This is a genomic window from Stenotrophomonas sp. STEN038 (assembly GCF_056759895.1).
Map to the genome: position 1 here is coordinate 77027 of NZ_JBRRDW010000013.1, position 25721 is coordinate 102747.

Sequence of the window (25721 nt, forward strand, 5' to 3'; positions counted from 1 at the left end):
CCACCTCAGCGCTTGCGGGTGGCGATGGCGTGGTCGATCAGCGCCAGCGCCTGCACGCGTTCGGCACCTTCCACCACCAGTCGCGGCGCGCGCACGCGCTCGCTGCCCAGACCGACACGCTCCTGCATCAGTTTGATCAGCTGCACGAACTTGGGCACGGTGTCCATGCGCAGCAATGGCAACGACCACTCATACAGCTCGCGCGCAGCCGCATAGCCACCGTCGCGTGCCTGCTCGAACAGCTGCACGGCTTCGGCCGGGAAGGCATTGACGGTACCGGCAATCCAGCCCTCGGCGCCCATCGCGATGCCTTCCACGATCAGGTCATCCACACCCACCAGCAGCACCAGACGTTCGCCAAGCAAGGCCTTGATCGCAGCCAGCCGACGTACATCGCCCGAGGATTCCTTGATCGCCTGCACCTGCGGGAACTCAGCGGCGAACTCGGCGATCTGCTCCGGGCTGAAGTCGGTCTTGTAGGCGATCGGATTGTTGTACAGCAGTACCGGCAGGTCGGTGGAGGCGATGACGGCGCGGATGTAGTCGCCCATCTCGCGGCGATCGCTGGAGTACACATAAGGCGGCAGCACCATCAGGCCGCGGGCGCCCACCTGCTTGACTGCCGCCGCCAGCGCGATGGCTTCCTGCGTGGATAGCGCGGCGATGCCGGCAACGACCGGCACCCGTGCGCCCACCGCCTCGACCAGGGTGCGCACGATGGCGACCTTCTCATCGAAGCTCAGCGTTGCGCTCTCGCCCAGCGAGCCCAGCGGCACCAGACCGCTGCAACCGGCATCGACCAGTTGCCGCGCATGCTCGGCCAGGAAGACGTGGTCGACATCACCAGCGGTGGTGAAAGGGGTGGTGATGGCCGGCAATACGCCGCGCCAGAATTCTGCATTGCTCATCAAGAAGTACCTGTTCCGTTTTCGTCGAAGGAAACATCCGCCAATGCCGCCAACGTGACCGGGGTCAACGGTGGCCGCACGGCCGTGGGGGAAGTGTTGGGTGTAGCCAGTTGCAGCTCGCGCAGCGCGGCGCCGCAGACCCGGCCCTGGCAGGCGCCCATGCCGCAGCGGGTAACCAGCCGCAACTGGCGCGGATCGCGGTGTTCGCGTATCGCCGACAATGGAACGTCCTCGCAGCGGCATACCAGGGTGTCGTCCGCTGCCAGTGCATGGACCCTGGCGTCGGTGACGAAATGGCGTTGCAACAGGCGCGCGTATGCGCGTTCGTGCTCACGACGCACCCGCAACGCTTCGCCGGCGCGCTCATCGCCCAGTGCAAAGCAGGCCGCCATCGCCCCTTCAAGGTGCGCGCAATCGCGGCCACCGACACCTATCACCTCACCGGCGGCATGGATGTCGGCGTGGCTGCTGCGCAGGCGTTGATCCACCCGCAGCACGGGATGGGTATATGACGCGTCCAGCTCGCAGCCAAGCATGCGCGCCAGTTCGATATTGGGTACCAGTCCCCAGCCCACCGCCAACAGATCACAGTCGACCCGTTCGCAACGGCCATCGGCAAACTCCACGTCGACTGCGGACAACGCACCAACGCCGTGCGCGGCACGCACGATGCTGCGCTTGTGCCACGGCACACCCGCCAGACCTGCACGCAGCAGGGCGGCTTGAGCGAGCTTGCGTGGCCAGCGCCACAGCTGGCGGGCAAACCCACGCAGCTGCGCGGCGTCCACCTGTTCATGGATGCCGACCAGCTCGGCACCGTGGCGCTTCAGCGTTGCCGCGGCAGCCAGCAGCAACGGTCCACTGCCCGCCACCACCACCCGCCTGCCGGCCACCGGCCAGCCCTGCTTCGCCAGGGCCTGCAGACCGCCGGCACCGCTGACGCCGGGCAAGGTCCAACCCGGGAACGGCAACAGCAGCTCGCGTGCACCAGTGGCGATCACCAGCTTGCGCCAGTGCAGGGCGACCGCCGCGTCGGCATGTGCTGCGATCAGGCAATGCTCCTCGGCCATCGCCACCTCATGCCCAGGCAGCCATTCGATACCCGCAGCCTGCAGGCCATCGATCTGCGTGCGCGCCCTTGCCGGCACACCAAAACGCAGATCATGCCGCCAGACCTGGCCTCCTGCGCGCGGCTGGGCATCCACCAGCCCAACCTTGGCGCCGCGCCGCGCACCCGCATGCGCCGCGGCCAAGCCAGCCGGGCCCGCGCCAACCACCAACAGGTCGAAATCCAGACGCTTCATCGTTGCGTCTCCACGCGCATACCCGGCCGTGCCAACACCATGCAGGCACGAACCTGTTCTTCGGCGCCGATGCTTACCCGGCACTCGAAGCACACGCCCATGCCACATAGCGGCGCCCGCGGCTGGCCACTGGGCGAGAGCCGAAAGCGATTGCGGACCTGGGCAATTGCAGCCGCGACGGTGGCACCATCGGCGACTTCCACGCGCATGCCATCCACGCTCAACACCACGTGGCTCATCGCATCACCTGCGATGCCCGATCCGGCAGATATGGCGTCAACGCCAGCGCCGGCGAGTTCCCAAGCAAAGCGTCAATCACCAAGCGCGCACTGCCAGGCGCAGCGGTAATCCCCAGCCCTTCATGGCCTGCCGCAACCCAGACGCCATCACGGCCGGGTACCGCACCCAGATAGGGCAGCCCATCCGGCGTTGCCGGGCGGAATCCACACCAGCTGCGCAGCGCTTGCAGGCCCTGCAATGCGGGAACGAATTCGAATGCACGCTGCAGCATCCGCTGCAGCAGCAGCGGCGACACATCGCTGCTGGTCGCGTCGTATTCGCGCGAGGAACCGATCAACAGTTGTCCGTTCGGGCGTGGCTGCACGTTGAAGGACACGCTGGCAGCGTCTCCACCATGCGCCGCCGCGGCATAGCCCATCTCGATCAGCTGATGGCGCAGCATCGGCCGGTAGCGGTCGGTAATGACCAGCTGGCCCTTGCGCGCGCGCATCAGCAACTCCGGCAGGAGCTCGGGCAACGCAGTGCCGGTGGCGACCAGCACTTTCCCATGCAGGACACGGCCATCGGCCAACAGCACGCCACGCTCGACCAGACGGCTGGCGCGCACACCACCGAACAGCTGCGCACCATCACGGCAGGCATCGGCGATCAGCCGCCAGGCGATGCGTGGTGGATAGACCACCGCATCGCCGCCAACCCGCATCCCGCCACACATGCCGGTAGCCAGCTTCGGCTCAAGTTCGTACAACGCACGCGCGTCCACCGCCTGCGCGCCAACCCCGGCTGCCGCCAGCGCATCGACGCGTGCAGCGACACTTTTCAATTCCTCGTCGCTGCGTGCCACCCATAGCGTGCCGCAGCGCTGGTACTCGGCCTGCGGCCAAGCAGCCCAGCGTTGCCACTGCGCCAGCGAGTAGGTGCACAACGCCAGTTCGTGCGGATCGCCATCCATCGCCACCAGATGTCCCATCGCCGCCGCACTGGCACCGCCACCGATCACCCCTGATTCCACCACCGCCACGTGCAGGCCAGCAGCCACTGCCGCCTCCGCGCAGGCGGCTCCGACAATGCCGGCGCCGACAATGATCAGGTCATGCTGACTGCTACTGCTCATGCCTGCGCGCTGCCTATGCCCCAGGCGAACGGATCAGCCGGATCGATCAGCATGGTGGCGCGTGCGGTGATCCACGCCTGGCCGCTGATGCGCGGCAGGATGCCGTCTACACCACGCCGGTAGGAGCCTTCAAACACGCTGCCGAGGATGCCTTGCTGCAGCCAGCTCTCGCCCTCGGCCAGCTTGCCGTCAGCCGCCAGGCAGGCGAGCTTGGCGCTGGTTCCGGTGCCGCACGGCGAGCGGTCGTAGGCCAGCCCCGGGCACAACACGAAATTGCGCATCTGCCCACTGCAATCGGGTGCGGCGGCGTTGACCTCGATATGGTCGATGACCCCATCGCTGCCGCTGATCCCGGCCTGCTCCAGCGCAAGCCGGATGGCTTCGGTATAGGCGGTCAGCTCGCGCTGGTTTGCCAGGCTCAGTTCGCACGGACTCTGCGCGGTGATGAAGAACCAGTTGCCACCCCAGGCCACGTCGCCGCGTACGCTGCCATGGCCTGGTACATCGACCACCACGTCATGCAGGTAACGGCGACTCTCGACGTTGTCCACCGCCACTCGGCCATCGCTGAACAGCTCCACTCCCACCATACCGACCGGTGTTTCAATCCGATGCGTGCCCGGGCCAATGCGGCCGAGCTCGGCCAGGGTGCGGACCACGCCGATGGTGCCGTGCCCGCACATGCCCAGGTAGCCCACGTTGTTGAAGAAGACCACCCCGGTGCAGGCCGATGCGTCTTCGGGCGGTAGCAGCAGCGCCCCGACCATGGTGTCCGAGCCACGTGGCTCACAGGCCAGTGCCGCCCGCCAATGGTCGAATTCACGGGCCAGCAGTTCGCGCCGCTGGCGCAGGCTGCCGCCGCCGAGGTCGGGGAATCCGCCCAGCACAACCCGGGTGGGTTCGCCTGCGGTATGCGAATCAATGATGTCGATACGGTGCATGTGAGCATGCTCCCATCGCAGCAAAAGCCCGAATAGCAGGCGAATCAGCGCGCTCATGCGGAATTCGGCACAAGCCCGGAAACGCTGCGACAGCGGCTCCCGGCATGCGCTAGGATCGGCCGCACGCCACCTTGAAGGCCGCCACCGCGATGACGATGCCCTTGGACGCACAACATTCCTCCAGCGACGTACAGCACCTGTTCGACGCTCTCCCCGATACCGTGTTCTTCGTCAAGGACCGGCAGGGACGCTATACCCATTGCAACCTCACCCTGGTGCAGCGTCTTGGCAAAAAGAAGCGTGGCGAAGTGATCGGGCGCTCGCCGCTTGAGGTATTTCCGTCGCCGCTTGGCAATCGTTACCTGTTGCAGGACCAGCAGGTCCTGAACGGCGACCCGATCGCTGACCGGCTGGAAGTTCACCTGTATCCGAACCGGCGGCCGGGCTGGTGCCTTACCCTCAAGCGGCCCATGTACAGCAATGGGGCGATCAGCGGCCTGATGGGCGTCTCGCGCGATCTCGGCAAACCCAACAGCCGCCATTCGGCCTTTGCCCAGCTCGACAAACTGGTGGCTTACATGCAGCTGAACTTCGAGGCCAACCTGCGCACGCCGCAGTTGGCCGAGCTGGCCGGCATGTCGCTGGCCCAGTTGGAACGGCATTTCCGCCACGTGTTCCAGCTGACCCCACAGCAATACATCATCAAGCTGCGCATCGAGATGGCGATGCGCCTGCTGCGTGGCGATGGCAGCATTGCCCGCATCGGTCAGCGCTGTGGATTCAACGACCAGAGCGCGTTTGCCCGCCAGTTCAAGGCTACCGTCGGCATGACCCCCAGCGAGTACCGTGCCCTGGATGACAGCTTTGGCATGACCGAGCCCACCGACGCCAGCCTGGCAAGCACCGCTTAATCCGGTATCGCCGCCTGTGCATCGGCCTGCTCTGGCTGCGGCCAGATGGGCCGTGCATTGCAACTACCGCCGGGCTGGCGCGATGCGCTCACCTTCGCTCCGGACCAACATCACTTGCCACTCTGTCCTGCGCTCCCCCGCGGGCCGCGCTTGCCTGCGCGCGGGAGCGGGTGCTAGAAGGGTCCATGCCCCGCCGGAAACGCTGCGGCAGAAAGTGAGGGGGATCACAGCGACCACGGTTGCTGCGCTTTATTGCCCGGAGATACGCCGCACCATGCTGGGACGCGAACACGACATTGCAGCAAACCCCGATGCCTGCCCCGTGCAGGCCAAGCGTGGCCTGCTGCAGGCACTGGACCTGCATTCGCTGTGGCGTGCCTGCGTGGATCTGGTCGTCCAACACCTGCCTTGCCATTCGTGCACCTTGATGTACGACATCAACGGTACCTACCAACCACAGCGCAGCCTGCATTTCCTTGGTGCCAGCGCAGCCGGTGATGCGCGCCCGCTACGCAGCCTCGACGTAGCCGCTCCCTATCTGCAGCGCAATCCGCGCATCGACTGGTACACGCTGTCGCAGATCGCCTCCACCGACACACAGGCCCGGCTGCGGCTACGCGCACAGAATCCGGCGCCCGGCTGGAACGAATTCATCCACATGGCATTCTGGCGCGGTGAAGGACTGGACGCGGTGTTGAGCATCCGCATGCAGGCCGGCCAGGAGCAGATCACCGACGCCCACCAGCAGTTCCTCGGTGAACTGCATCAGCTGATGGAAGCTGGTCTGCAGCGCGTGCGTTCGATGCGGCTTGAACGGCGCAGCATCTATCAGGCACTGCTCGACCGACAGAGCCAGGCCGACATCATCCTCGACCATGAGCTGCACCTGATCAGCCAGTCGCCTGCGGCGCAGCTGCTATGCGCGGGCTGGCTGGACGAAACCGGCAAGCGCGTGCGCTTCCCCGACACCGTCGCTTCGGCACTGCGCGGCTGGCTGCGCCAAGAGAGCCAGCTCGGCGACGCTGGGCTTCCACGGGAAGTGCTGGACCTGCCCGCTGCACAGTTGCGGATCGGCCTGCAGGGTCGCTTGCAGGCAGACGGGCTCTATCCGATGTATCTGCTGCGCCTGACGCCATTGCAATCAGTGACGGCCGCACCTGCTGTGGTCACCCGACCGATGTGGTCCAGGCTCTCGCCCACCGAGACCCGCGTCGCCGAACTGGTGCTCAACGGCATGCGCAATGACGAGATCGCCAATCACCTGCGGCGCTCTCGCAAGACCATCGAGAGCCAGATCAGCGCTATCTACCGCAAGCTCGACGTTGGCCATCGTGCGCAGCTGGTGCGCCTGCTCAGCGTCACCGGCTAAGCAGACGAAGACCACTCAAGGCACGAACAGGAAGTAGTCATGCGCGGCACGCGCAAGCTGCGCGATGGCCGCGTCGCGATCCTCGCTGCTGGCGCGTGACTGCACGAATACGGCGACGATGGCATGGCCGCGTCCGCCCGGCAGGGTGATCACGCCAACATCGTTGATCACATCCCCCACCGTGCCGGTCTTGTGCGCCACCGGGGTTTCCTTCGGCAACATGCCGCGCAGGCGGCCGCTGCCGGTGCGGGTGTCGAGCATGATGTCCTGCAGCAGCTTGGTTGAGCTTGGCTGCAGAACGTCGCCACGCCAGACTTTCTGCAACAGAGTCGCCATCGCACGGGCGCTGCTGGTGTCGCGCGGATCTTCATTCCAGGCATTGGTGTGGCCACGACGCAGCTCCTCGCTGCGTTCAGTGCGCGACAGTTCGGCATAGGCCGCCGGCCCCATTGGTTTGGCCTGCGAGGCGTCATTGCCGCGGTAGTTGGCCAGCAGTTCCCAGATGTAGCGATCCACGCGCATACCACTGATGCCCAACGCCTGCATGCGTGCGTTCACCGCCGTGGTCCCGCCGCCAAGACGGATCAGGATGTCGGTGGCGTTGTTGTCGCTGACCGTGATCATCATATGCAGCAGGTCGCGCACGGTGATGGCCGACCCGGCGCTCAGGTGCAGGTCCATCGGACCGCCCATTTCCGGATAGACATCCTCCGCATCCAGCGTCACCTGCTGCTGCAGCGTGAGCTTGCCCTCGTCCACCAGCTTGAGGATGTGCACGGCCACCGGCACTTTCATCGTGCTGGCCATCGGGAAGGCGCGATCGGCATCGAGATAGACGCTGCGGCCGCTTTCCAGATGGACGATGGCAGCACCCAGCTGGCCAGGCAGTTGTGCGGCAAGCCGTTGTGCCTCGACCTGCAGGCCCTGGCTGGATGCAGGTCGGGTGGCGGCCATTGCCGGCAGCAGCATGCAGGCCAACAGCGGTGCCACGAACAGCGCGCGCAGGCGTGGACGCGACGGGAAGCGACGGAGGTGATGCTGGTACATATGGAGTCCTCTGCAAACGGAACACTGCCGCCCATCACTGGGCGGCAGTCATCATCGCTAGAAACGCATGCGCGCGCCAAGCGTGAAGTAACGACCCACCACATCGTAATAGGGTGAGCCGACCGCACCCAAAGGTGACTTCTTGTCGAACAGGTTGCTGATGTCGGCGTAGACCTCGACCTCGTTGTCGCCCGCCAGCGCGAAGCGCGCCTTGCCACCCAGGTCCCAGTACACATAGGACGGGATGTTGCCATTGGTCAGCACCAGCTGGTTGTTGTAGACGCCACTGGAAATGTAGCGTGCGCGCGCCTGCGCACCGTAGCGGTCACCGCGCCAGCCGAAGGTCGCGTTCGCACGCCAGCGTGGCACACCGGAGCCGCCGGTCAGGCCCTGCGAGGTCACGTACTCGAAGGTGTTCTTGCCGTCGAAGGTGGTGAGGTTGTCGGTCCAGGTCGCCAGCACGCGGGTGTGGAAATTGCCCGACATCGCCGGGAACAACTTCGCCGCCGGCAGGTTGTAGAGCAGGTCCAGGTCGACACCATTGGTGCGGTACTCGGCCAGATTGACGTAGTTGGAGTTGATACGCTCGATCTCGCCATTGCCATCGCGCTGGATGCGCCCACACATGGCCTGGTTGCCGGCGATGCAGCGCAGTACGGTTTCCTGCGCCGACACCTGGGTGATCACGTCCTTGATCTCGATGTCGAAGTAATCCACCGACATGATCAGCCCCGGCACGCTGGCCGGCGCCCAGGTGAAGCCGGCGGTCAAGGTGTCGGCCTTCTCCGGATCCAGCAGCGGATTGCCACCGCCAATCACCAGCGCGCTGATCGAGGTGCCGGTCAGTGGATCGCTGATGGTCGACCAGCCGGTAGTGCTGGTGGTGTACATCTCCGACAGGTTGGCCGAGCGGATATCGCGCGAGCGGGTGAAGCGGCCACGGAAGCCATCGAAGAACTCGTTGGTCATGCCGTACTTCCACGACCAGATCGCACCGGAGCTGTTGTAGTCGCTGAAGCGCGCCGCCGCATTGACCTGCAGGTCACGCAGCACCGGCATGTCGCGCAGCAGCGGTGCGGCCACTTCGGCGAAGGCTTCGCGGACCTGGAAACTGCCGGCCATCGGCGAGGAGCTCCAGGTACTGAACGATTTGGTCAGGTCCTGCGCACCCACCTTCTGGTCGATCTGTTCCTTGCGCGCTTCCAGCCCCATCGCCACCGAGACTTCGCCGGCCGGCAACGAGAACGGCTCGCCACGCAGGTCCAGCCCGGCTGCATCGAGCTTGGTATTGGTCATGCGCTTGGGCGTGCCGGTTACATAGGCCGCCGCTTCTGCCGATGGCGCGCCATGGCCGATCAGGTTGATCGGCACGCAGCCGGAGTTGGGGTTGGTCAGCGTCACCCGGCATACCGGCTTGCCGCTGACCGGGTCGATCACCGCATCCACCGCGTCGCGGTAGTTGCTGGTCAGCAGGAAACCCGGCGCGGCCAGATCGGACTGGTTGTCGCCGTGGCTGTAATAGCCACTCCAGCGCCAGTTGTCGCCGACCACGCCATCCAGCGCCGCGGTGAACTGGGTGGTGCGGCGGTCGTAGTCGATATCGGGAAAGGCAAAATCGCTGTTGAAGCGGCCCAAGCCAAAGCTGGTTTCGCCTGCGGCGACCAACGCATCGCGCACGGCAGTCGGCAGGAAAGCGTTGTCGACGCCGATCTTCAGGCCGGTGCCACGGTTGTGGTCGCCAAACCACGGGAAGCGGTTCCAGCTGCGCGAGTGGCGCACGTCCATGGTCAGGCTGGTGTTGTCGGTGAGATTCCACGACAACCTGCCCAGCACGTTGTAGCGGCGCTGTGGCGTCATCAGTGAACTGATGTCGTCATTGCTCGGGCTCTCGCCACCCTGGATCAGCGACGCGCCGGTATAGCCCGGGAACGGCCGCAGGCTGCCATCCGGATTGAAGGCCTGCCCGGCCAGCACGCCGGTGGTGATCAAACCGCCAATGGCGGCATTGCCATAACCCACGTTGTCTTTCATCGTGAAAGTGCCATCGCCATTGGACAGCTGCGCGGTGCGGCCCAGCCATGACCGCGATGACTTGGGAATGATGCCGTCGTTGTTCAACGCCTCACCGCCAATGACGATGTGGCCGCGGCCCTGTGCGATCTCAAAACCGGTGGCGGCAGAGACGTATTGCTTCTGGTTGTCCGAGCGCGAAGACACGCCGCCCTGCACATCGATCCTGGTACCGACCAGCTGGCTGTCCAGCTGCACGTTGACCACGCCTGCAACCGCGCCCGAACCCCAGGCGGCGGAGGCACCGCCGGTAACCACATCCACGCCACTGATCAGGATCGAAGGAATGCTGGCCAGATCGTTGTCGCTGGAGAAGCGTCGCCCACGGCATACGGTTCCTCGCAGAAGACTGGAAGTGGAACTGCTGACCTGACAATGCGGACCCTCATCCGCATCTTAGGAAGCCACCTTCCCGCCCCGCATCAGGGAAAACCCCGATACCAACCACTCAAACGACAACGGCCAGCACAAGGCTGGCCGTTGTTTCAAACGTTACCAATGCTTAGTGTGACGAAGCCTTGCTCGCACCAATGCCGGTCTCGGCACGCACTTCCTGCGCCGGGTAAGCAGCACGTTCGGCCTGTGCGTTCTTGCTCTTGTCGGTGATCGAGAAGAACCAGATGCTGACGAAGGCAATCGTCATCGAGAACAGCGCCGGGCTGGTGTACGGGAACGGCGCACTGCCGGCCGCATTGCCCAGCGTGTCCACCCATACCGACGGCGACAGCAGGGTCAGGATCAGCGACGAAGCCAGGCCCAGCGAACCACCAATCACCGCACCGCGGGTGGTGCAGTCCTTCCACAGCAGCGACAGGATCAGTACCGGGAAGTTGGCCGATGCGGCGATGGCGAAGGCCAGCGACACCATGAAGGCCACGTTCTGCTTCTCGAACACGATGCCCAACAGCACCGCGATCACACCCAATGCCAGGGTAGTGATACGCGATACACGCAGCTCCGAGCCCGGTGCCGGGTTGCCCTTCTTGAACACGGTGGCGTACAGGTCATGCGACACCGCCGATGCACCGGACAGCGTCAGGCCAGCAACCACGGCCAGGATGGTGGCGAAGGCCACGGCCGAGATGAAGCCCATGAACATATTGCCGCCGACGGCCTTGCCGACCAGTACGGCTGCCATGTTCGGGCCGCCCTGGATGGTGCCGGTGACCGGGTCCGCATACTCCGGGTTGGTCAGCACCAGCGCGATCGCACCGAAGCCGATGATGAAGATCAGGATGTAGAAGTAGCCGATCCAGGTGGTTGCCCACAGCACCGACTTGCGTGCCTGCTTTGCATCGGGAACGGTGAAGAAGCGCATCAGGATGTGCGGCAGGCCGGCGGTACCGAACATCAGTGCCATGCCGAACGAGATCGCCGAGATCGGATCCTTGACGAAGCCACCTGGCCCCATTATCGCCAAGCCGGTACTGGCCGCTTCCTCCGCACTCTTGCCGCCGTTGGCTGCGATCTGGGTCTTGACCCGCACCGCCTCGGTGAACAACGCCTCGAAGCTGAAGTTGAAGTGCCACATCACCATCACGGCCATGAAGGTCACGCCGGACAGCAACAGGCAGGCCTTGATGATCTGCACCCAGGTGGTTGCAGTCATGCCGCCGAACAGCACGTAGACCATCATCAACACGCCGACCAGCGCCACTGCGATCCAGTAGTCCAGGCCGAACAGCAGCTTGATCAACGCACCGGCGCCGACCATCTGTGCGATCAGGTAGAACAGCACCACCACCAGCGTGCCCGATGCCGCGAACATGCGGATGGGTTTGGCCTGGAAGCGGTAGCCGGCGACGTCGGCAAAGGTGAAGCGGCCGAGGTTGCGCAGGCGCTCCGCCATCAGGAAGGTCAGGATCGGCCAACCGACGAGGAAGCCCAGTGCATAGATCAGGCCGTCGTAACCATTGGTCATCACCGCGGCGGTGATGCCGAGGAACGAGGCCGCCGACATGTAGTCACCGGCAATTGCCAGACCGTTCTGGAAACCGGTGATGCCGCCACCGGCGGTGTAGAAATCGGAAGCGGACTTGGTGCGACCAGCGGCCCACTTGGTGATGCCAAGGGTGAACACCACGAAGGTCGCGAACATGATGATCGCGGTCCAGTTGGTCGGCTGGCGTACGGTCTGGCCGATGTCGCCACCTGCAGCCATGGCCGCGCCGCTGGCGATCAGCAGACCGAGCAGGGTGCCGGTTCGCAGGAAGGAGTGGATCATTGTGCTTCCTCCACGATCTCATCGGTCAACTTGTCGAATTCCTTGTTGGCACGGCGCACGTAGAAGCCGGTGATGACGATGGTGAACACCATCAATCCCAAGGCGATCGGAATGCCGACGGTGGTGATCTTGCCGGGGCCGATCGGCGTGGCCAGGAAGGCCTTGTCGAAGGCGATCAGGCCGATATAGCCGTAATACCCCAGCAGCATCAGGATGGTCAGGAACCAACCCAGCTTGTTGCGCGTACTGCGCAGCCGTTGGTATTTCGGGTTGGAGGCGATCCGCTCTACACGGGGATCGACGGAAGCATTCATCGGAATTCTCCAGGCGTTGGGAATACGAACGCCACGGCATGCGGAGATGCCTTGACGGTCACATGAGTGCTCCCCGTGGGGGTAGGGAGATGGGGCGTACTACTTTTTCAGACGCGGTAGCGGCGCTACTGCAGCGCCGCTACCGGATGGGTCAGAAGCTGTACTTGGTGGTGAACTGCACGCGGCTGATATCGCCCTTCTTGCCGTTCTCGATCTCGCGCACGCCGTACATCAACTCGGCACCGACATCGACCTTGGGCATCGGCGTGTAGAAGATGTTGCCGCGGATCGACTGCACGCTCTTGGTCACCAGGTCACCGGTGATGGAGGCGTTGTTGTCGTAATCGCTGCGTGCGTAGATCAGGTTGGTGCGCAGCTTCGGGGTGAAGGCATGGCGCCAGCCGACATAGCCGGCAACCACACCGGTCGCGTCGATCTCGTCGCGGATGGCGTCATAGCCACCGTCGGCGGTGATACCCAGGCCGATGTAGCGTGAAATGCCTTCGCCGCCGGTCAGCTGGTAATGCAGGGTATCGGCATCGCCCATCAGCCACTTGCCGCCGAGGGTGACGCCACCGCCGACCTTGCTGGCATCGGCACCGGTGGTCTGGTTGTCGAGCTTGAGCTGACGCACCAGACCGGCCACGCCGAAGGTACCCCAGTCACCCTTCCAACCGTAACGCACGGTCAGGTCGGGCATCGAGCCACGGTCGGAGTTGGCAACCGCCGGCACGTTCCACTTGCCGGTGACCGGGTTGTAGGCCCCGGTAAGCGTGGTGGTTTCCGGGTTTTCCAAGGCAACACTCAGGCCGCCATTGGTGTAACGGATCTGCGCCTGGCGCACGAAGATCACGCCATCGGTGGGGCCGACGAAGTCAGCCGCTTCCGGGATCGAGGCCGCGTCCATGAAGTTGGACCAGGTCTGGCCGGCCAACCACTTGTTCCAGTACATATAGGCGTGGCGCAGGGTGACGCCATAGGTGTTGGTCGCGGTCTGGTTGCCCAGCGAGTTGCCGAAGAAATCCATCTCGACCATCGCGCCGGCCTTGTCGCCGTTCTCGGCCACATGATCCACGCCGAGGTTGAAGCGCGAGAACTTGGCGTGCGCGTTGTAGTCCACGTCCGAGGCCTTGCCCGAACCACCGGCGCCGTGCACCGGCGTCTGGCCCGGCAGATACAGCGCGCGGCCGGTGGCATCGTCAGCCAGCTGGCCGTCACCGGTACGCGTGGCGAGGAAATCGGCCTTGATGAAGCCACCGACCTTGAAGGTGGTGCCCGGCGCGGCGCCCGGGGTGATGGTGGTCAGCTGAATTGGTTGCTTGCCTGCCGGCACCGCCGGTGCAGCAGCACGCTCGGCCTGTGCAGTGCGCACCTGCACCACTTCGCTCTGGGTCTGGGCGATGGCACCCTGCTGTTGCTGCTGGGTGGACAGCAGCAGCTGCACCTGGCGCTCAAGGTCGGCGACGCGTGCTTCCAGCGCCTTCTCTTTTGCGGTCTCGGCGAAGGCCATGCCCGGCGCGACCAGCGCGACGAACAGGGCAGCGGCAAGTGGCCGGCGGGCCGTTTTCAGGATGTTTCGATTCATTGGGACTGCCTCTCTCCAGGCTGGCGAACGGTCCGCGCCGGTTGCACGGTCGCAGCCAGCGTGCGCGGCGATGGCAGCGGCCGGCTATTCGCCATTAGTCGTAAGCAAGCGTCTGTTCGACCATCGTCTAACAGAAGATGCAGCGCGAGGTGGGGTGGATGCGGCACACTTGGGGTGTCCCGGCCCTGTCCCACGACAGGGCTCATTCATTGGTTACAAGTGCAAAGGTGAGGGTTGCCATGACTGATGTATATCCCGTTGATTCCGCGTTCGCCGAGAAGGCACGGATCGACAAGAACACGTACCAGCAGCTGTACCGCGAATCGGTCGAAAACCCCGATGCGTTCTGGGCCAAGGCTGCAGAACGCCTGGACTGGTACAAGAAGCCGACCAAGATCAAGAACGTCAGCTACCAGCTCGACGATTTCCGCATCAAGTGGTTCGAGGACGGCGAACTCAACGTCAGCGTCAACTGCCTGGACCGGCAGCTGGCCACGCGCGGTGACAAGACCGCCATCCTGTTCGAGGCCGATGGCCCGGACAGCCCCGCGCAAAAGGTTACCTACCGCGAACTGCACCAGCGCGTATGCCGCCTGGGTAATGCGCTGCGCAGCCTCGGCATCAAGAAGGGTGACCGCGTCACCATCTACCTGCCCATGATCGTCGACGCCGCAGTGGCGATGCTGGCCTGCGCCCGCGTCGGTGCCATCCACTCGGTGGTATTCGGTGGCTTTGCCGCAAACTCCATCGCCGACCGCGTCGGCGACTGCGCCAGCAAGCTGATCATCACCGCCGACGAGGGCCTGCGTGGTGGCAAGAAGGTGCCGCTGAAGGCCAATGTCGATGCCGCCCTGAAGCTGCCCGGCACCAATACCGTGGAGACCGTGCTGGTCGTTCGCCACACCGGTGGTGCCGTCGACATGCAGGCCCCGCGCGACCGCTGGTTCCACGATGTGGTGGACACCCAGCCGGCCGAGTGCGAACCCGAGCGCATGAACGCCGAAGATCCGCTGTTCATCCTCTACACCTCCGGCTCCACCGGCAAGCCCAAGGGCGTGCTGCACACCACCGGCGGTTACCTGCTGTACGCGGCCTACACCCATGAAGCGGTGTTCGACCTGCGCGAGGACGACATCTACTGGTGCACCGCCGACGTTGGCTGGGTCACCGGCCACAGCTACATCGTCTACGGCCCGCTGGCCAACGGCGCCACCTCGGTGATGTTCGAAGGTGTGCCGAATTACCCGAACACCTCGCGTTTCTGGGAAGTGATCGACAAGCACCAGGTCACCATCTTCTACACCGCGCCCACCGCCATCCGTGCACTGATGCGCGACGGCGAGGAGCCGGTGAAGCGCACCTCGCGCAAGAGCCTGCGCCTGCTCGGCAGCGTCGGTGAGCCGATCAATCCGGAAGCCTGGCGCTGGTATTACGACGTGGTTGGCGATGCACGCTGCCCGATCGTGGACACCTGGTGGCAGACCGAGACCGGCGGCATCCTGATTTCGCCGCTGCCGGGCGCAACCGACCTCAAGCCGGGCTCGGCAACGCTGCCGTTCTTCGGCGTACAGCCGGCACTGGTCAGTGCTGACGGCGAGCCGCTGGAAGGCGCCACCGAAGGCAACCTGATCATCCGCGATTCCTGGCCGGGCCAGATGCGTACCGTCTACGGTGACCACCAGCGTTTCATCGATACGTATTTCCGCACCTACCCGGGCAGCTACTTCACCGGTGACGGCTGCCGTCGCGATGAAGACGGCTATTACTGGATCACCGGTCGCGTCGATGACGTGATGAACGTGTCCGGTCACCGCATCGGCACGGCCGAGGTGGAAAGCGCACTGGTCTCGCACCCGAAGGTGGCCGAAGCGGCCGTGGTCGGCTTCCCGCATGAGATCAAGGGCCAGGGCATCTATGCCTACGTCACCCTGATTGCCGGCGAAGCGCAGACCGACGAGCTGCTCAAGGAACTGGTGGCATGGGTGCGCAAGGAAATCGGCCCGATCGCCGCGCCGGACCACCTGCAGTGGGCGCCGGGCCTGCCCAAGACCCGCTCGGGCAAGATCATGCGCCGCATCCTGCGCAAGATCGCCGAAAACGCCCCGGACCAGCTCGGCGACACCTCCACGCTGGCTGATCCATCGGTGGTCGCATCGCTGGTGGAAGAGCGCAAGGTTCGCTAAGCGTTACAAGCCCGGGGCACCACGGTGCCCCGGCTGTTGATCCATGTGGAGGGCGTGGATCGGCATCTGTACCGGTATCCTGTTTCACCGGAAGGGCGTCACGCCCCTTACTTCAGCATTGGATCGCATATGCCTACCCTCCTCATTGCCGATGACCATCCGCTGTTCCGCGAAGCCCTCAAGGGCGCGGTGCAACGCGTCATACCCGGCGTGCAGCTGATGGAGGCCGACAGCGTCGAAGCGCTGTACGCACTGGCCGAACAACACCCCGATGCCGATCTGGTACTGATGGACCTCAACATGCCCGGCGCACAGGGTTTCAACGCGCTGGTGCACCTGCGTTCACTGCATCCGCAGCTGCCCATCGTGGTGGTATCCGCACGCGAGGAAGCCACGGTGATGCGGCGCGCATTGGACCATGGCGCATTTGGCTTCATTCCCAAATCCGCCGATTCGGACACCATCGGCCATGCGCTGGGCACCATCCTCGATGGCGAGCGCTGGGCCCCGGCCGAGGCGCACAACGTGCCGCCGACCCCGAATGAAGAACGCGAAGTCGGCCAACGCCTGCGCGAACTGACCCCGCAGCAGTTCCGCGTCCTGCAGATGCTGGGCGTGGGCCGCCTGAACAAGCAGATCGCCTATGACCTTGGCGTTTCCGAGGCCACCATCAAGGCCCACGTCACCGCCATTCTGCGCAAGCTCGGCGTCACCAACCGCACCCAGGCGGTGCTGATGGCCGGCAAGCTGGCCATCGACGACGACGCCATCGTGCTGCCGCCGGAAGAAGACTGAGCCCCGAGCAGCTGCAGCTCGGTCCTTTTGTAGGAGCGGCGTAAGCCGCGAAACCACTGAACCTGCAGACAGCGAGTGTGTGGCTCTGCAAGCATTCGCAGAAAAGCCAGATTCCTGAATGGCGTTGTGTCCGCTAGCCCGGAATCCACCGGCTTCGCGGCTTACGCCGCTCCTACAAACGACCCACAAAACGGCGGCGCTGGCTTGCTGCTACAATCCGCGCTCCCTTGGGGAGTAGCCTGCTTCCAGTATTGGAAGCGCCCACATCAACATACTCGGCCGTTGCGCCGTGGTGTGGGCAGCCAGACCCGGTTGGCGAGACCAGCGGCATGCGTGCGCAACTACGGTTGGGCGCGACGCATGCCGTTTGTGTCCGCCCGACCCGGTAATCCTGATGTCCCCCATCTCCATTCTTCTGATTGGCTTCGCCATGTCCACCGACGCCTTCGCCGCGGCGGTTGGCAAAGGTGCAGCGATGCGCAAGCCACGTCTGCTTGATGCACTACGCGCAGGTGTGATCTTCGGTGTCATCGAGGCAATCACGCCGATCATCGGCTGGCTGCTGGGTCGCGCCGCATCACAGTACGTGCAGGCCTTCGATCATTGGATTGCGTTCGGTCTGCTTGGCGTGCTCGGTGCGCACATGATCATCGCCGGCCTGAAGCCCGACGATGAAACCGAAGCTGACAACGACGGCGAAGAACCTGGCGAACAGCACAAGAGTTTCTGGACACTTGCCGCCACCGGTTTCGCCACCAGCATTGATGCGATGGCAATTGGTGTCGGCCTGGCCTTCCTTGACGTGCATATCGGCGTGGTGGCGTTGGTGATCGGCCTGTGCACGATGATCATGGTGACCATCGGCATCATGCTCGGCCGCGCCTTGGGTGCGGTGGTTGGCAAGCGTGCAGAGATCGTCGGCGGTGCGATCCTGATCATCATCGGCTGCGCGATCCTGTACGAGCACCTGACCGCCGCAAACGTTGTTGTGGGAGCGGCGTAAGCCGCGAAGCCGGCGCGCCATCTGTAGAGCGCAGCCATGCTGCGCTGGAGCATTCCCGGTAAAGCCCCTGCCGAGCATGGCTCGGCACTACCGCAGTCGCCCTTGCTCAAAGCCCCTCTCCCGTTTACGGGAGAGGGGTTGGGGTGAAGGCAGCTTTTGCTGGTAAAGCCCCTTGCCGAGCATGGCTCGGCACTACATATCCCGCTCTTGCTCAAAGCCCCTCTCCCGTTTGCGGGAGAGGGGTTGGGGTGAGGGCGACTTTATGCTGGTAAAGCCCCTGCCGAGCATGGCTCGGCACTACAGTGCTGGCAGCTAGCGTCGGCGCGGGTCGTTCAACGCGGTCAGGAAGGCCCGCAGTGAGGCTGGCTTCACCGGCTTGGTCAGCACGCGGTAGCCGCGTTCGCGGGCCATGCGCTTCAGCTCATCGCGACCATCGGCGGTCAGCAAGGCACCTGGCAAAGGACGGCGCGCAGCTTCGCGCAGCGCGAGCAAAGTATCCAGACCGTCGAGCCTGTCGTGCAGGTGGTAATCCACCAGCATCACATCGGGCTGCTCGCTCAACTTCTCCAGCGCCATGTCCACCGTGCTGGCGGCAATGACCTCCACCTTCCAGCGGCCCAGCAGGGCGCGCATGCCGTCGAGGATTTCCTGGTCGTTGTCCACGCACAACACGCGCATGCCGGCCAGTGAATCATCACCACCGAAAGCGGTCTGCTGACGCGGCGACGGCAACGGTGCTGCCGGTGTTTCAACCCGCGGCAAGCTGATCGAGAACATGCTGCCGTGGCCCGGCTGGCTGCGCGCATTCAAACCATGATCGAGCAGGCGCGAGATGCGTTGGCAGATCGACAGGCCCAGACCCAAGCCCTGCTCACCCCAGTCGAACGGCTGCTGGTAGCGATGGAACTCGTTGAAGATCTGCTGCATGTGGTGCTCGGGAATGCCTGGGCCGGTATCCCACACCTGCAATTCGACCTGGTCGCCGCGCACACGCAGCGCCAACACGATGCGGCCGCTGCGCGTGTAACGCAGCGCATTGGCCATGAAGTTCTGCAGCACGCGGCGCAGCAGGCGCCGATCGCTGCGCACCCACGCGGTACGTGCGAACACATGCAGGCGCAAGCCACGACCGGCGGCGACCGGCGTGTACTGGGCAGCGAGCTCGCGCACCAGCACGCTGGCATCGAACTCGCTGATGGTCGGACGCAGGCCACCCGCATCCAGTCGGGACACGTCCAACAGGCCGTCCAGCAATTCTTCGGCCGCGCGCAGGGAAGCATCGACACGCTCGGCCAGATGCCGCTGCTCGTCGGTCTCATGCAGGCTGTCGCGCAGTGCGGATGCAAACAGGCGCGCTGCATTCAAAGGCTGCAGCACGTCATGACTGATCGCGGCCAGAAAGCGCGTCTTTGATTGTTGTGCTGCCTCGGCCGCCTGCGAACGCTCGGTTACACGCTGCTCCAGTGTCTCGTTGGCTTCCAGCAGCGCCTGCTCGGCGTTCTTGAAGTCGGTGATGTCGTTGTAGCTGGTGACATAGCCGCCACCGGGCAAGGCCTGACCACGCAACTCGATCACCTTGCCATCGGCACCGGTACGTTCGAACACATGCGGCGAACCAGCGCGCATATAACCGATGCGACGATTGATCTGTACTTCGGTATCGCCCGAACCCAGCTCGCCGCGCTCGGCGTTGTAGCGGATCAGATCGGCAACCGGGCGGCCCACGTAAAGCATGCCGTCGGGGTAACCGAACATCTGCTGGTAGCGACGATTCCATGCAGTCAGCCGCATTTCCGGATCGACCACGCTGACGCCGGCGCTGATGTTCTCCAGCGTGGTGGACAGAATCTCACGATTGAAGCGCAGCTCCTGCCCTGCTTCGTCCAGCACCGCCACCACTTCGCCAAGGTCCATGCCCGAGCCGCGCAGCAGGCTGGTCAGCAGCAGACGCGCGGAGGCCGCACCGATGGATGCGGCGAGCAGACGTTCGGTGAACTGCACCCAGACGCGGTCGGCGGCAGCGGCGGGCTGGAACTCGCGCTCCAGCAACTGCGCCTGTTCGCCAAACGAGCGTCGCGCACGGTTGTCGCCGATGACGCGGGTGGCCAAGGCCAGCAGATCACGTACCTTTACGTGCGCCGGCCAGTCACCGGCCACCACCGGGCGCTTGGCGTAAGGATCGAGGAACGGTGCCGCGCGCAGACGCTCGGCGACGTCAGGACGCCAGCGCATCGACACCAGCAGCATGGTCACGGTATTGATCAGCAGCGACCAGAAGGTGCCGTGGGTCAGCGGATCCCAGCCGGTCAGGCCAAACAGCTGCTGCGGGCGCAGCCAGCCGATGCCGAACGGTCCCTGCGTGAGCAGGCTCGCATCCAGCCAGCCGCCATGGCTCAGCGCCGGTACCAGCAAGGTGTAGGCCCAGACCACAAAACCGGCCAGCATGCCGGTTTCGACACCACGACGGCTGGCCCCCCGCCAGTACAGGCCACCGAGCAGGCCCGGTGCGAACTGCGCCACCGCTGCGAAAGCCATCAGGCCGTAGGCGGCCAGCATGGTGTCGTCGTTGCTGCCGCGGTAATAGCCGTAGGCGACCAGTGCCAGCAGCACGATCGCCATGCGCCGTATCCATAGCACGCGCGAAGCCACATTGGCGGCCTCGCGGTGGTCGCCACTGCGACGCAGCAACAGTGGCATGACCAGGTCGTTGCTGATCATCGTCGCCAGTGCGATAGATGAAACGATGACCATGCCGGTAGCCGCGGAGAAGCCACCGATGTAGGCAATCAGGGCAAGGGTCGTACTGCCGGCAGACATCGGCAAGGCCAGCACCAGGGTGTCGTCCGAGGCCAGGCCGGTGCCAAACATCGCCGCACCGGCAGTAGCAATTGGCACGATCATCAGCGAGATCAGCACCAGATAGCCGCCGAACATCCAGCGTGCGCTGCGCACATCGGCGGCATTGCCGCATTCAACCACCGCTACGTGGAACTGCCGCGGCAGGCAGATCAGGGCAAGAAAACTGAGTAGCGTCTGCGAGACGAAACCCACCGGCGGCATGCCTTCAAACAAGGTGCGTGCCGACTGCATCACCGACTCGCCGCGATCACTCAGCCAGACATAGGCAAATATGCCCACTGCGACGATCGCCAACAGCTTGATCATCGATTCCACGGCGATGGCCAGCATCATGCCGTAGTGGTGTTCGGTGGCATCGACCTGGCGGGTGCCGAACAGGATGGCGAACAAGGCCATCAGCAGCGCCACGTACAGCGCCGGATCGGTCAGCAAGCCCTTGCCGGCAGCATCGCCGGTAAGCACCTGCAGGCTCATCGCCACGGCTTTGTACTGCAGGGCCAGATACGGCACCACGCCGATCAGCGCGATCAGCGCGACCAACGCCGCCAACCGCCGCGAGCGGCCGAAGCGCGAGGAGATGAAGTCGGCGATGGACACGACATTCTCGCTGCGGGCGATCAGCGCCAGCCGCTCGATGATCCGCCAGCCAAACATCAGCATCAGCAGCGGGCCAAGATAAATAGGCAGATAGCCGATGCCGTAGCGCACCGCCGAGCCGACCGCACCGTAGAAGGTCCAGGACGAGCAATAGACCGCCAGCGCCAGGCTGTAGACCACCGGCCGCAGCCACGGGCGGTCCGGATACAGCGGGCGACGATCACCCCACCAGGCCACACCGAACAGCAGCGCGGCATAGCAGAGTGAGACCAGGAGCAGGATCCAGCTGGAGACCAAGGGTAGTTCCCGTGCGACTTAGCCGGGCCAGTGTAGCCATTCCGTTGCCATCAAGGCGGCGGCCACCCTGACGTACACGACTCACGCCCGCCGCACCACTGGGGCTAAAGCAACGGGGCGGCACTGCCGTCCCGTTGCCCGAATCCGCTTAGTACTTGCCAACCAGGTTGAGGAACCAGCCGCGATGCTTGTAGTCGTAGTCGGTCAGATCGTCGCTGAAATCGGTGAAGTTGTAGCCCACGCCAACCCGGAAGTTGCGGGTGATGTCGCGATCCACACCAACCAACCAACCCTGCTTGCGACCACCGTCGGTAACTCCCAGCGTGCGATATTCAGCCAGGCCGTGCCACTGGTAGACCAGCTCGTAACGCGCCTGCACTGCGGCAAAGGTGGTAGCCGCATCCAGCCATTGACCGCTGCCTCGGCCATAGCGGACGCTGCCTTCGCGACGTGCCAGTTTGGCTGCATATTCCCAACGCTGGTCGTGCTTGTACACGCCTTCGAAGGAAAGCACCTGCGATTTCTGGTCATAGCTTGCGCCGCCAAGCTGGCCCAGCGAAGCCAGGTCGTACAGATAGGTATAGCGACCAAACAACGCCCAACGCTCGCTGTTCCAAGGCCGGTAAGCAAAACCAAAGTTACCTTCGATGAACTTGGCACCAGCCAGCGGATTGAGCCTGTCATCGGTGTCGGCATAGTTGAAGCGTGCAGCGATACGCCAGCTCTCGTTGATCTTGTGGGTCAAACGATTGCTGCTGACCCATTGGTCACGCTGCTCGGCACCGCGGTCACGACGCCATTCGATCTTGCTCTGCCAGTCGGTGTCCTGCGAGGTGCGGCCACCGGATACGCTGACCGCACGACGTTGCACGTCACCACCGGCATCGGTGGTCAGCTCACCATTGGAAAGGGTGAACCCCAGGTTCCAGCCTTGGGCAGGATAGAAATCCATGCCAAAGGTGTGGGCGATGCCTGATTGCGCGCGTTCTTTCAGGAACTGGCTTTCGTTGTAGACGTTGACCTGGTTGGACAGGCGCCAGCGCTGACCCAGCGTCCAGCCATTCTGCGCGTTGTTGGAGAACAGCGAGTCGTAGGCGGTGGTGTCGGTGGAATAGGTATATGCACCGTAGATGGCATGCTCAGGGTGCAGACGGTATTCGGCATTCATGGTGACCGCATTGCCGCGGTCGCCGGTGGTCGCTTCGGCGCCAACCGAGGAGTTGTTGCCGGCAACGTACTTGCCGCCAGCGGTAAGCGCGTCATTGTCAGCGTACTTGCCGCCGTCATCGTCCAGCGTCACCTGCGCCAGGCCATACAGCTCGACGGAGGTGTTGATACGCTGCTGGTACTTGACTGCGCCCAGCATGCCCGCGGCGGTGTAGCCGATGCGTTCCTCGTTTACCCGGCGCAGTTCGGCGCTCAGCGTACTGTCGTCATTGAGCCGCCAATCGAAGGTAGTCTGGGCCTGGGTAAGCGACTCGGCACCGCGCTCGGCACGCGAATAGCGGGCGTACATGCCCAGTGTCGGAGTGAACTGGCCCAATACTTCGGCACCATATTCGGTGACCGGCAGGCCGTTGTCGTATCGCCCGGTCGAATAACCGGCAGTGGTCTGCCGCCACCAACTGGCGGCGCTCCAGTCCTGCTCGCTCCAGCCCAACTCCTTGAAGTTGACCCGCGCCTCGACCGCCTTCGCCTCGCCTTTGCGGTTGGCACTGGTGTCGTTGTTCTGGATGAAACTCAGGCCGCCGTTGTCGGAGAAGAATACCGGCGCACCGAAGGACTCGGTGCGGGTGTACTCGGCCTTGATGAAGGTGCCGCGCCCGGCCTGCAAGGTCAGGTCTCCGCCAGTCAAGGTGTAGTCCTCGCCTGCACGCTGCTCCTGCACATGGGTGGCGCCCACGCCTACGTGGTCGCCGAACCAATGCTTGGCTCGCAGGCCTGCGGACACATCGTCGGCGTCAAACCCGGTCGGCACCCATTCGTAGTCGACCAGCAGACGCTGCTCGAAACCGTCCAAGGGCGCATCGCGGGTCAGCGTGCTGATGTTCTCGCGGCTGATCTGCGCCAGCGGACGGGTCAACAGGATGCGACCCTGCAGTTCATCTATTTCGTAGTCGGTACCGCGCTGCAGGACCACACGGGTCTCGGTGCGACCGGTGGTGCGGTCGCGCACTTCCAGCGTGACCACGTCCGATCCCGGCATCAGGTCGGTATGGCGCAGGTAATACAGGCTGCCGCCGGTGCCGATGAACTCGTTGTGGCCTGGCGCGGTCTCGGCCTGCGAACCAAATGCACGCAGCTCGGTTTGCGCATCACCCCAGGCATTTGCACCTTCCGAACGCCAGTTCAGCGCCGCGCCGTACAACGAGCGCTGGTACTGCGCGTACTCGGTGCCGGTGAAACCGGTGGAATAGTTGCCCCACAGCGCCTGGCTCTTGTCCCAGTCCGCGCGCAGGTAGAACCGGCCCATCGTGTCCACGTCACGGTAGGTGCTGGAGTCATCACCATAGACCGGGTAATACAGGTCCGGATCCAAGCGCCGGAACACATCCTGTGGGTCGGCCTGGGTGAAACCGCTGAACAGCCTGTCCAGATCGCGCTCGGTGGTGTCGGCCTGGGCGGTGATCAGGTAGCGACCGCGCAGCTTGGCCTTACCGTAGAACGCCATCCAGCCCGGAAATACGCAGCGGCGAGCTGCCGGTTACCATCCCGGCCTTGTCACCATCAGCGACGACGACGGAGCCTTCCACATAGGTGAAGCCGGCCGGCGGCGTATCGATGACGATGCCGTCAACCAGATCGCTGGAGCCAACATTCTCGACAGTGAGTGAATAGCGCACCAGGTCACCGATGCTGACGTCAGAACTACCGGCGGTCTTGGTCAGGCGGATCAACGGCGCATTGACGTTGTGCTCGGTCGTGCAGACATCGCACTCCGGCGTCGGCATGAATGGGTCCTGGCTCGAGGCCACGACCACGTTGTTCACCTTGCCATTGGCCGACGGCAGCACCACGGCGTCATAGCTGAACGCATGCGTCCCCACCGGCGTACCCGCCGGCAGACGGCAGATCAGTACACCCGCATTGAGTGCGCAGCCGGCCGGCAGATTGCTGACCGCCAAAGCCTGGTCCGGTGTATCGGTCAGCAGCACCTCGGAGAACAGTGCCGCATTCTCCACCACCACGTTGAGCGTGTAGGTGATGGTGTCGCCAATACTGACGGTACTGCCATTCCCCGGGTTCGAGCTCTTACTTACGGTCAACAGCGGCTTGGCCACCGGGGTGGTGGTCGTGCAGCTCGCGCCACAGCTCGGATTGTCGGTACCGCTGCCCAGCACCGCGTTGGTCACGCTGCCGGTTGCGGCCGCGGTCACCGTGGCGGTGTAGCTCACTGCATAGGTGCCCGGCACGGTATTGGCCGGCAGGGTGAAGCTCAGCGGGTTGCTCGTGGTCACAGCGCTGTACACGCCCGGCGCGGTCACGGCAGCAAATGCCAGACCGGTACCCAGGGTGTCGCTCAGCACCACCGGTGCGGTGGTCTGTGCATCACTCACCACCGTGGTCAGCGTGTAGGTCAGCACATCGCCCACCGACACTTCGGTCTTGCCCGCAGGCAACACCACCGACTTGCTGTAGGTCACGGCAGGTGCCGCCACCGGGGTGGTGGTCGTGCAGCTCGTGCCGCAGCTCGGGTTGTCGGTACCGCTGCCCAGCACCGCGTTGGTCACGCTGCCGGTTGCGGCCGCGGTCACCGTGGCGGTGTAGCTCACTGCATAGGTGCCCGGCACGGTGTTGGCCGGCAGGGTGAAGCTCAGCGGGTTGCTCGTGGTCACGGCGCTGTACACCCCCGGCGCGGTCACGGCAGCAAATGCCAGACCGGTACCCAGGGTGTCGCTCAGCACCACCGGTGCGGTGGTCTGTGCATCACTCACCACCGTGGTCAGCGTGTAGGTCAGC

At 64.3% G+C, this 25721-nt stretch carries 18 protein-coding genes and 1 riboswitch; of the genes, 5 read left to right on the top strand and 13 right to left on the bottom strand.

Annotated elements, in window-relative coordinates:
- Positions 1–5: 5 nt before the first annotated feature.
- Genes ACVOLS_RS07710 through ACVOLS_RS07730 form a run of 5 tightly spaced genes read right to left on the bottom strand, consistent with a single transcriptional unit; the run spans position 6 to position 4507 of the window.
- Entirely contained in the window at positions 6–908 is a 903-nt protein-coding gene (locus ACVOLS_RS07710; protein WP_481545132.1) for a dihydrodipicolinate synthase family protein, read from the bottom strand.
- Complete coding sequence (locus ACVOLS_RS07715; protein ID WP_481545133.1) at positions 908–2212, bottom strand: FAD-dependent oxidoreductase; 1305 nt, start codon at positions 2210–2212, stop codon at positions 908–910. The genes ACVOLS_RS07710 and ACVOLS_RS07715 overlap by 1 nt, the downstream gene beginning before the upstream one ends.
- A complete protein-coding gene (locus tag ACVOLS_RS07720; RefSeq protein ID WP_481545134.1) occupies positions 2209–2451 on the bottom strand; it encodes a (2Fe-2S)-binding protein in 243 nt (80 codons plus the stop codon). Before ACVOLS_RS07720 ends, ACVOLS_RS07715 begins: the two co-directional genes overlap by 4 nt.
- Complete coding sequence (locus ACVOLS_RS07725; RefSeq protein WP_481545135.1) at positions 2448–3566, bottom strand: NAD(P)/FAD-dependent oxidoreductase; 1119 nt, start codon at positions 3564–3566, stop codon at positions 2448–2450. The genes ACVOLS_RS07720 and ACVOLS_RS07725 overlap by 4 nt, the downstream gene beginning before the upstream one ends.
- A complete protein-coding gene (locus ACVOLS_RS07730; protein ID WP_481545136.1) occupies positions 3563–4507 on the bottom strand; it encodes a proline racemase family protein in 945 nt (314 codons plus the stop codon). Before ACVOLS_RS07730 ends, ACVOLS_RS07725 begins: the two co-directional genes overlap by 4 nt.
- A gap of 149 nt (positions 4508–4656) precedes the next feature.
- Between ACVOLS_RS07730 and ACVOLS_RS07735 the strand changes: the two genes are divergently transcribed.
- Both ACVOLS_RS07735 and ACVOLS_RS07740 read left to right on the top strand, forming a co-directional pair.
- Positions 4657–5418 carry a PAS domain-containing protein gene (locus ACVOLS_RS07735; RefSeq protein WP_481545147.1) on the top strand — a complete coding sequence of 254 codons (762 nt, stop codon included), beginning with the start codon at positions 4657–4659 and terminating at the stop codon, positions 5416–5418.
- 274 nt (positions 5419–5692) lie between these two features.
- Positions 5693–6787 (top strand): helix-turn-helix transcriptional regulator, encoded by a 1095-nt coding sequence (locus ACVOLS_RS07740; RefSeq protein ID WP_481545137.1) that lies wholly within the window; start codon positions 5693–5695, stop codon positions 6785–6787.
- 15 nt (positions 6788–6802) lie between these two features.
- Here the strand turns inward: ACVOLS_RS07740 and bla are convergent, their stop codons facing one another.
- The 5 genes from bla to ACVOLS_RS07765 form a co-directional block, all read right to left on the bottom strand.
- Positions 6803–7834: a class A beta-lactamase gene (gene bla / locus ACVOLS_RS07745; RefSeq protein ID WP_481545138.1), complete on the bottom strand. Its 1032-nt coding sequence runs from the start codon at positions 7832–7834 to the stop codon at positions 6803–6805.
- 57 nt (positions 7835–7891) lie between these two features.
- The gene (locus tag ACVOLS_RS07750) at positions 7892–10168 is read right to left on the bottom strand and encodes a TonB-dependent receptor domain-containing protein (protein ID WP_481545139.1); all 2277 of its coding nucleotides are present in this window, start codon (positions 10166–10168) and stop codon (positions 7892–7894) included.
- A 238-nt stretch (positions 10169–10406) separates the two neighbouring features.
- Positions 10407–12128 carry a cation acetate symporter gene (locus ACVOLS_RS07755; protein WP_481545140.1) on the bottom strand — a complete coding sequence of 574 codons (1722 nt, stop codon included), beginning with the start codon at positions 12126–12128 and terminating at the stop codon, positions 10407–10409.
- Complete coding sequence (locus ACVOLS_RS07760; protein ID WP_481535755.1) at positions 12125–12442, bottom strand: DUF485 domain-containing protein; 318 nt, start codon at positions 12440–12442, stop codon at positions 12125–12127. Before ACVOLS_RS07760 ends, ACVOLS_RS07755 begins: the two co-directional genes overlap by 4 nt.
- Positions 12443–12593: 151 nt before the next feature.
- Entirely contained in the window at positions 12594–14027 is a 1434-nt protein-coding gene (locus ACVOLS_RS07765) for a DcaP family trimeric outer membrane transporter (protein WP_481545141.1), read from the bottom strand.
- A gap of 239 nt (positions 14028–14266) precedes the next feature.
- Between ACVOLS_RS07765 and acs the strand changes: the two genes are divergently transcribed.
- From acs to ACVOLS_RS07780, 3 genes are all read left to right on the top strand, one after another.
- Positions 14267–16210 (top strand): acetate--CoA ligase, encoded by a 1944-nt coding sequence (gene acs / locus ACVOLS_RS07770; RefSeq protein WP_481545142.1) that lies wholly within the window; start codon positions 14267–14269, stop codon positions 16208–16210.
- 129 nt (positions 16211–16339) lie between these two features.
- The gene (locus tag ACVOLS_RS07775) at positions 16340–17005 is read left to right on the top strand and encodes a response regulator transcription factor (protein WP_057629262.1); all 666 of its coding nucleotides are present in this window, start codon (positions 16340–16342) and stop codon (positions 17003–17005) included.
- A gap of 222 nt (positions 17006–17227) precedes the next feature.
- Positions 17228–17390, top strand: a riboswitch (yybP-ykoY riboswitch).
- Positions 17391–17399: 9 nt separating this feature from the next.
- Entirely contained in the window at positions 17400–18008 is a 609-nt protein-coding gene (locus ACVOLS_RS07780) for a manganese efflux pump MntP (protein ID WP_481545143.1), read from the top strand.
- Between the two features lie 312 nt (positions 18009–18320).
- On the opposite strand, the gene ACVOLS_RS07785 is transcribed toward ACVOLS_RS07780, so the two are convergent.
- The 3 genes from ACVOLS_RS07785 to ACVOLS_RS07795 form a co-directional block, all read right to left on the bottom strand.
- Complete coding sequence (locus ACVOLS_RS07785) at positions 18321–21761, bottom strand: hybrid sensor histidine kinase/response regulator (protein WP_481545144.1); 3441 nt, start codon at positions 21759–21761, stop codon at positions 18321–18323.
- A gap of 148 nt (positions 21762–21909) precedes the next feature.
- On the bottom strand, positions 21910–24432 hold the full coding sequence (locus ACVOLS_RS07790) for a hypothetical protein (protein WP_481545145.1): 2523 nt from the start codon (positions 24430–24432) through the stop codon (positions 21910–21912).
- Positions 24416–25721: isopeptide-forming domain-containing fimbrial protein (locus ACVOLS_RS07795; RefSeq protein ID WP_481545146.1), on the bottom strand; the 1306-nt coding region annotated here is incomplete at its 5' end. The genes ACVOLS_RS07790 and ACVOLS_RS07795, both read right to left, overlap by 17 nt.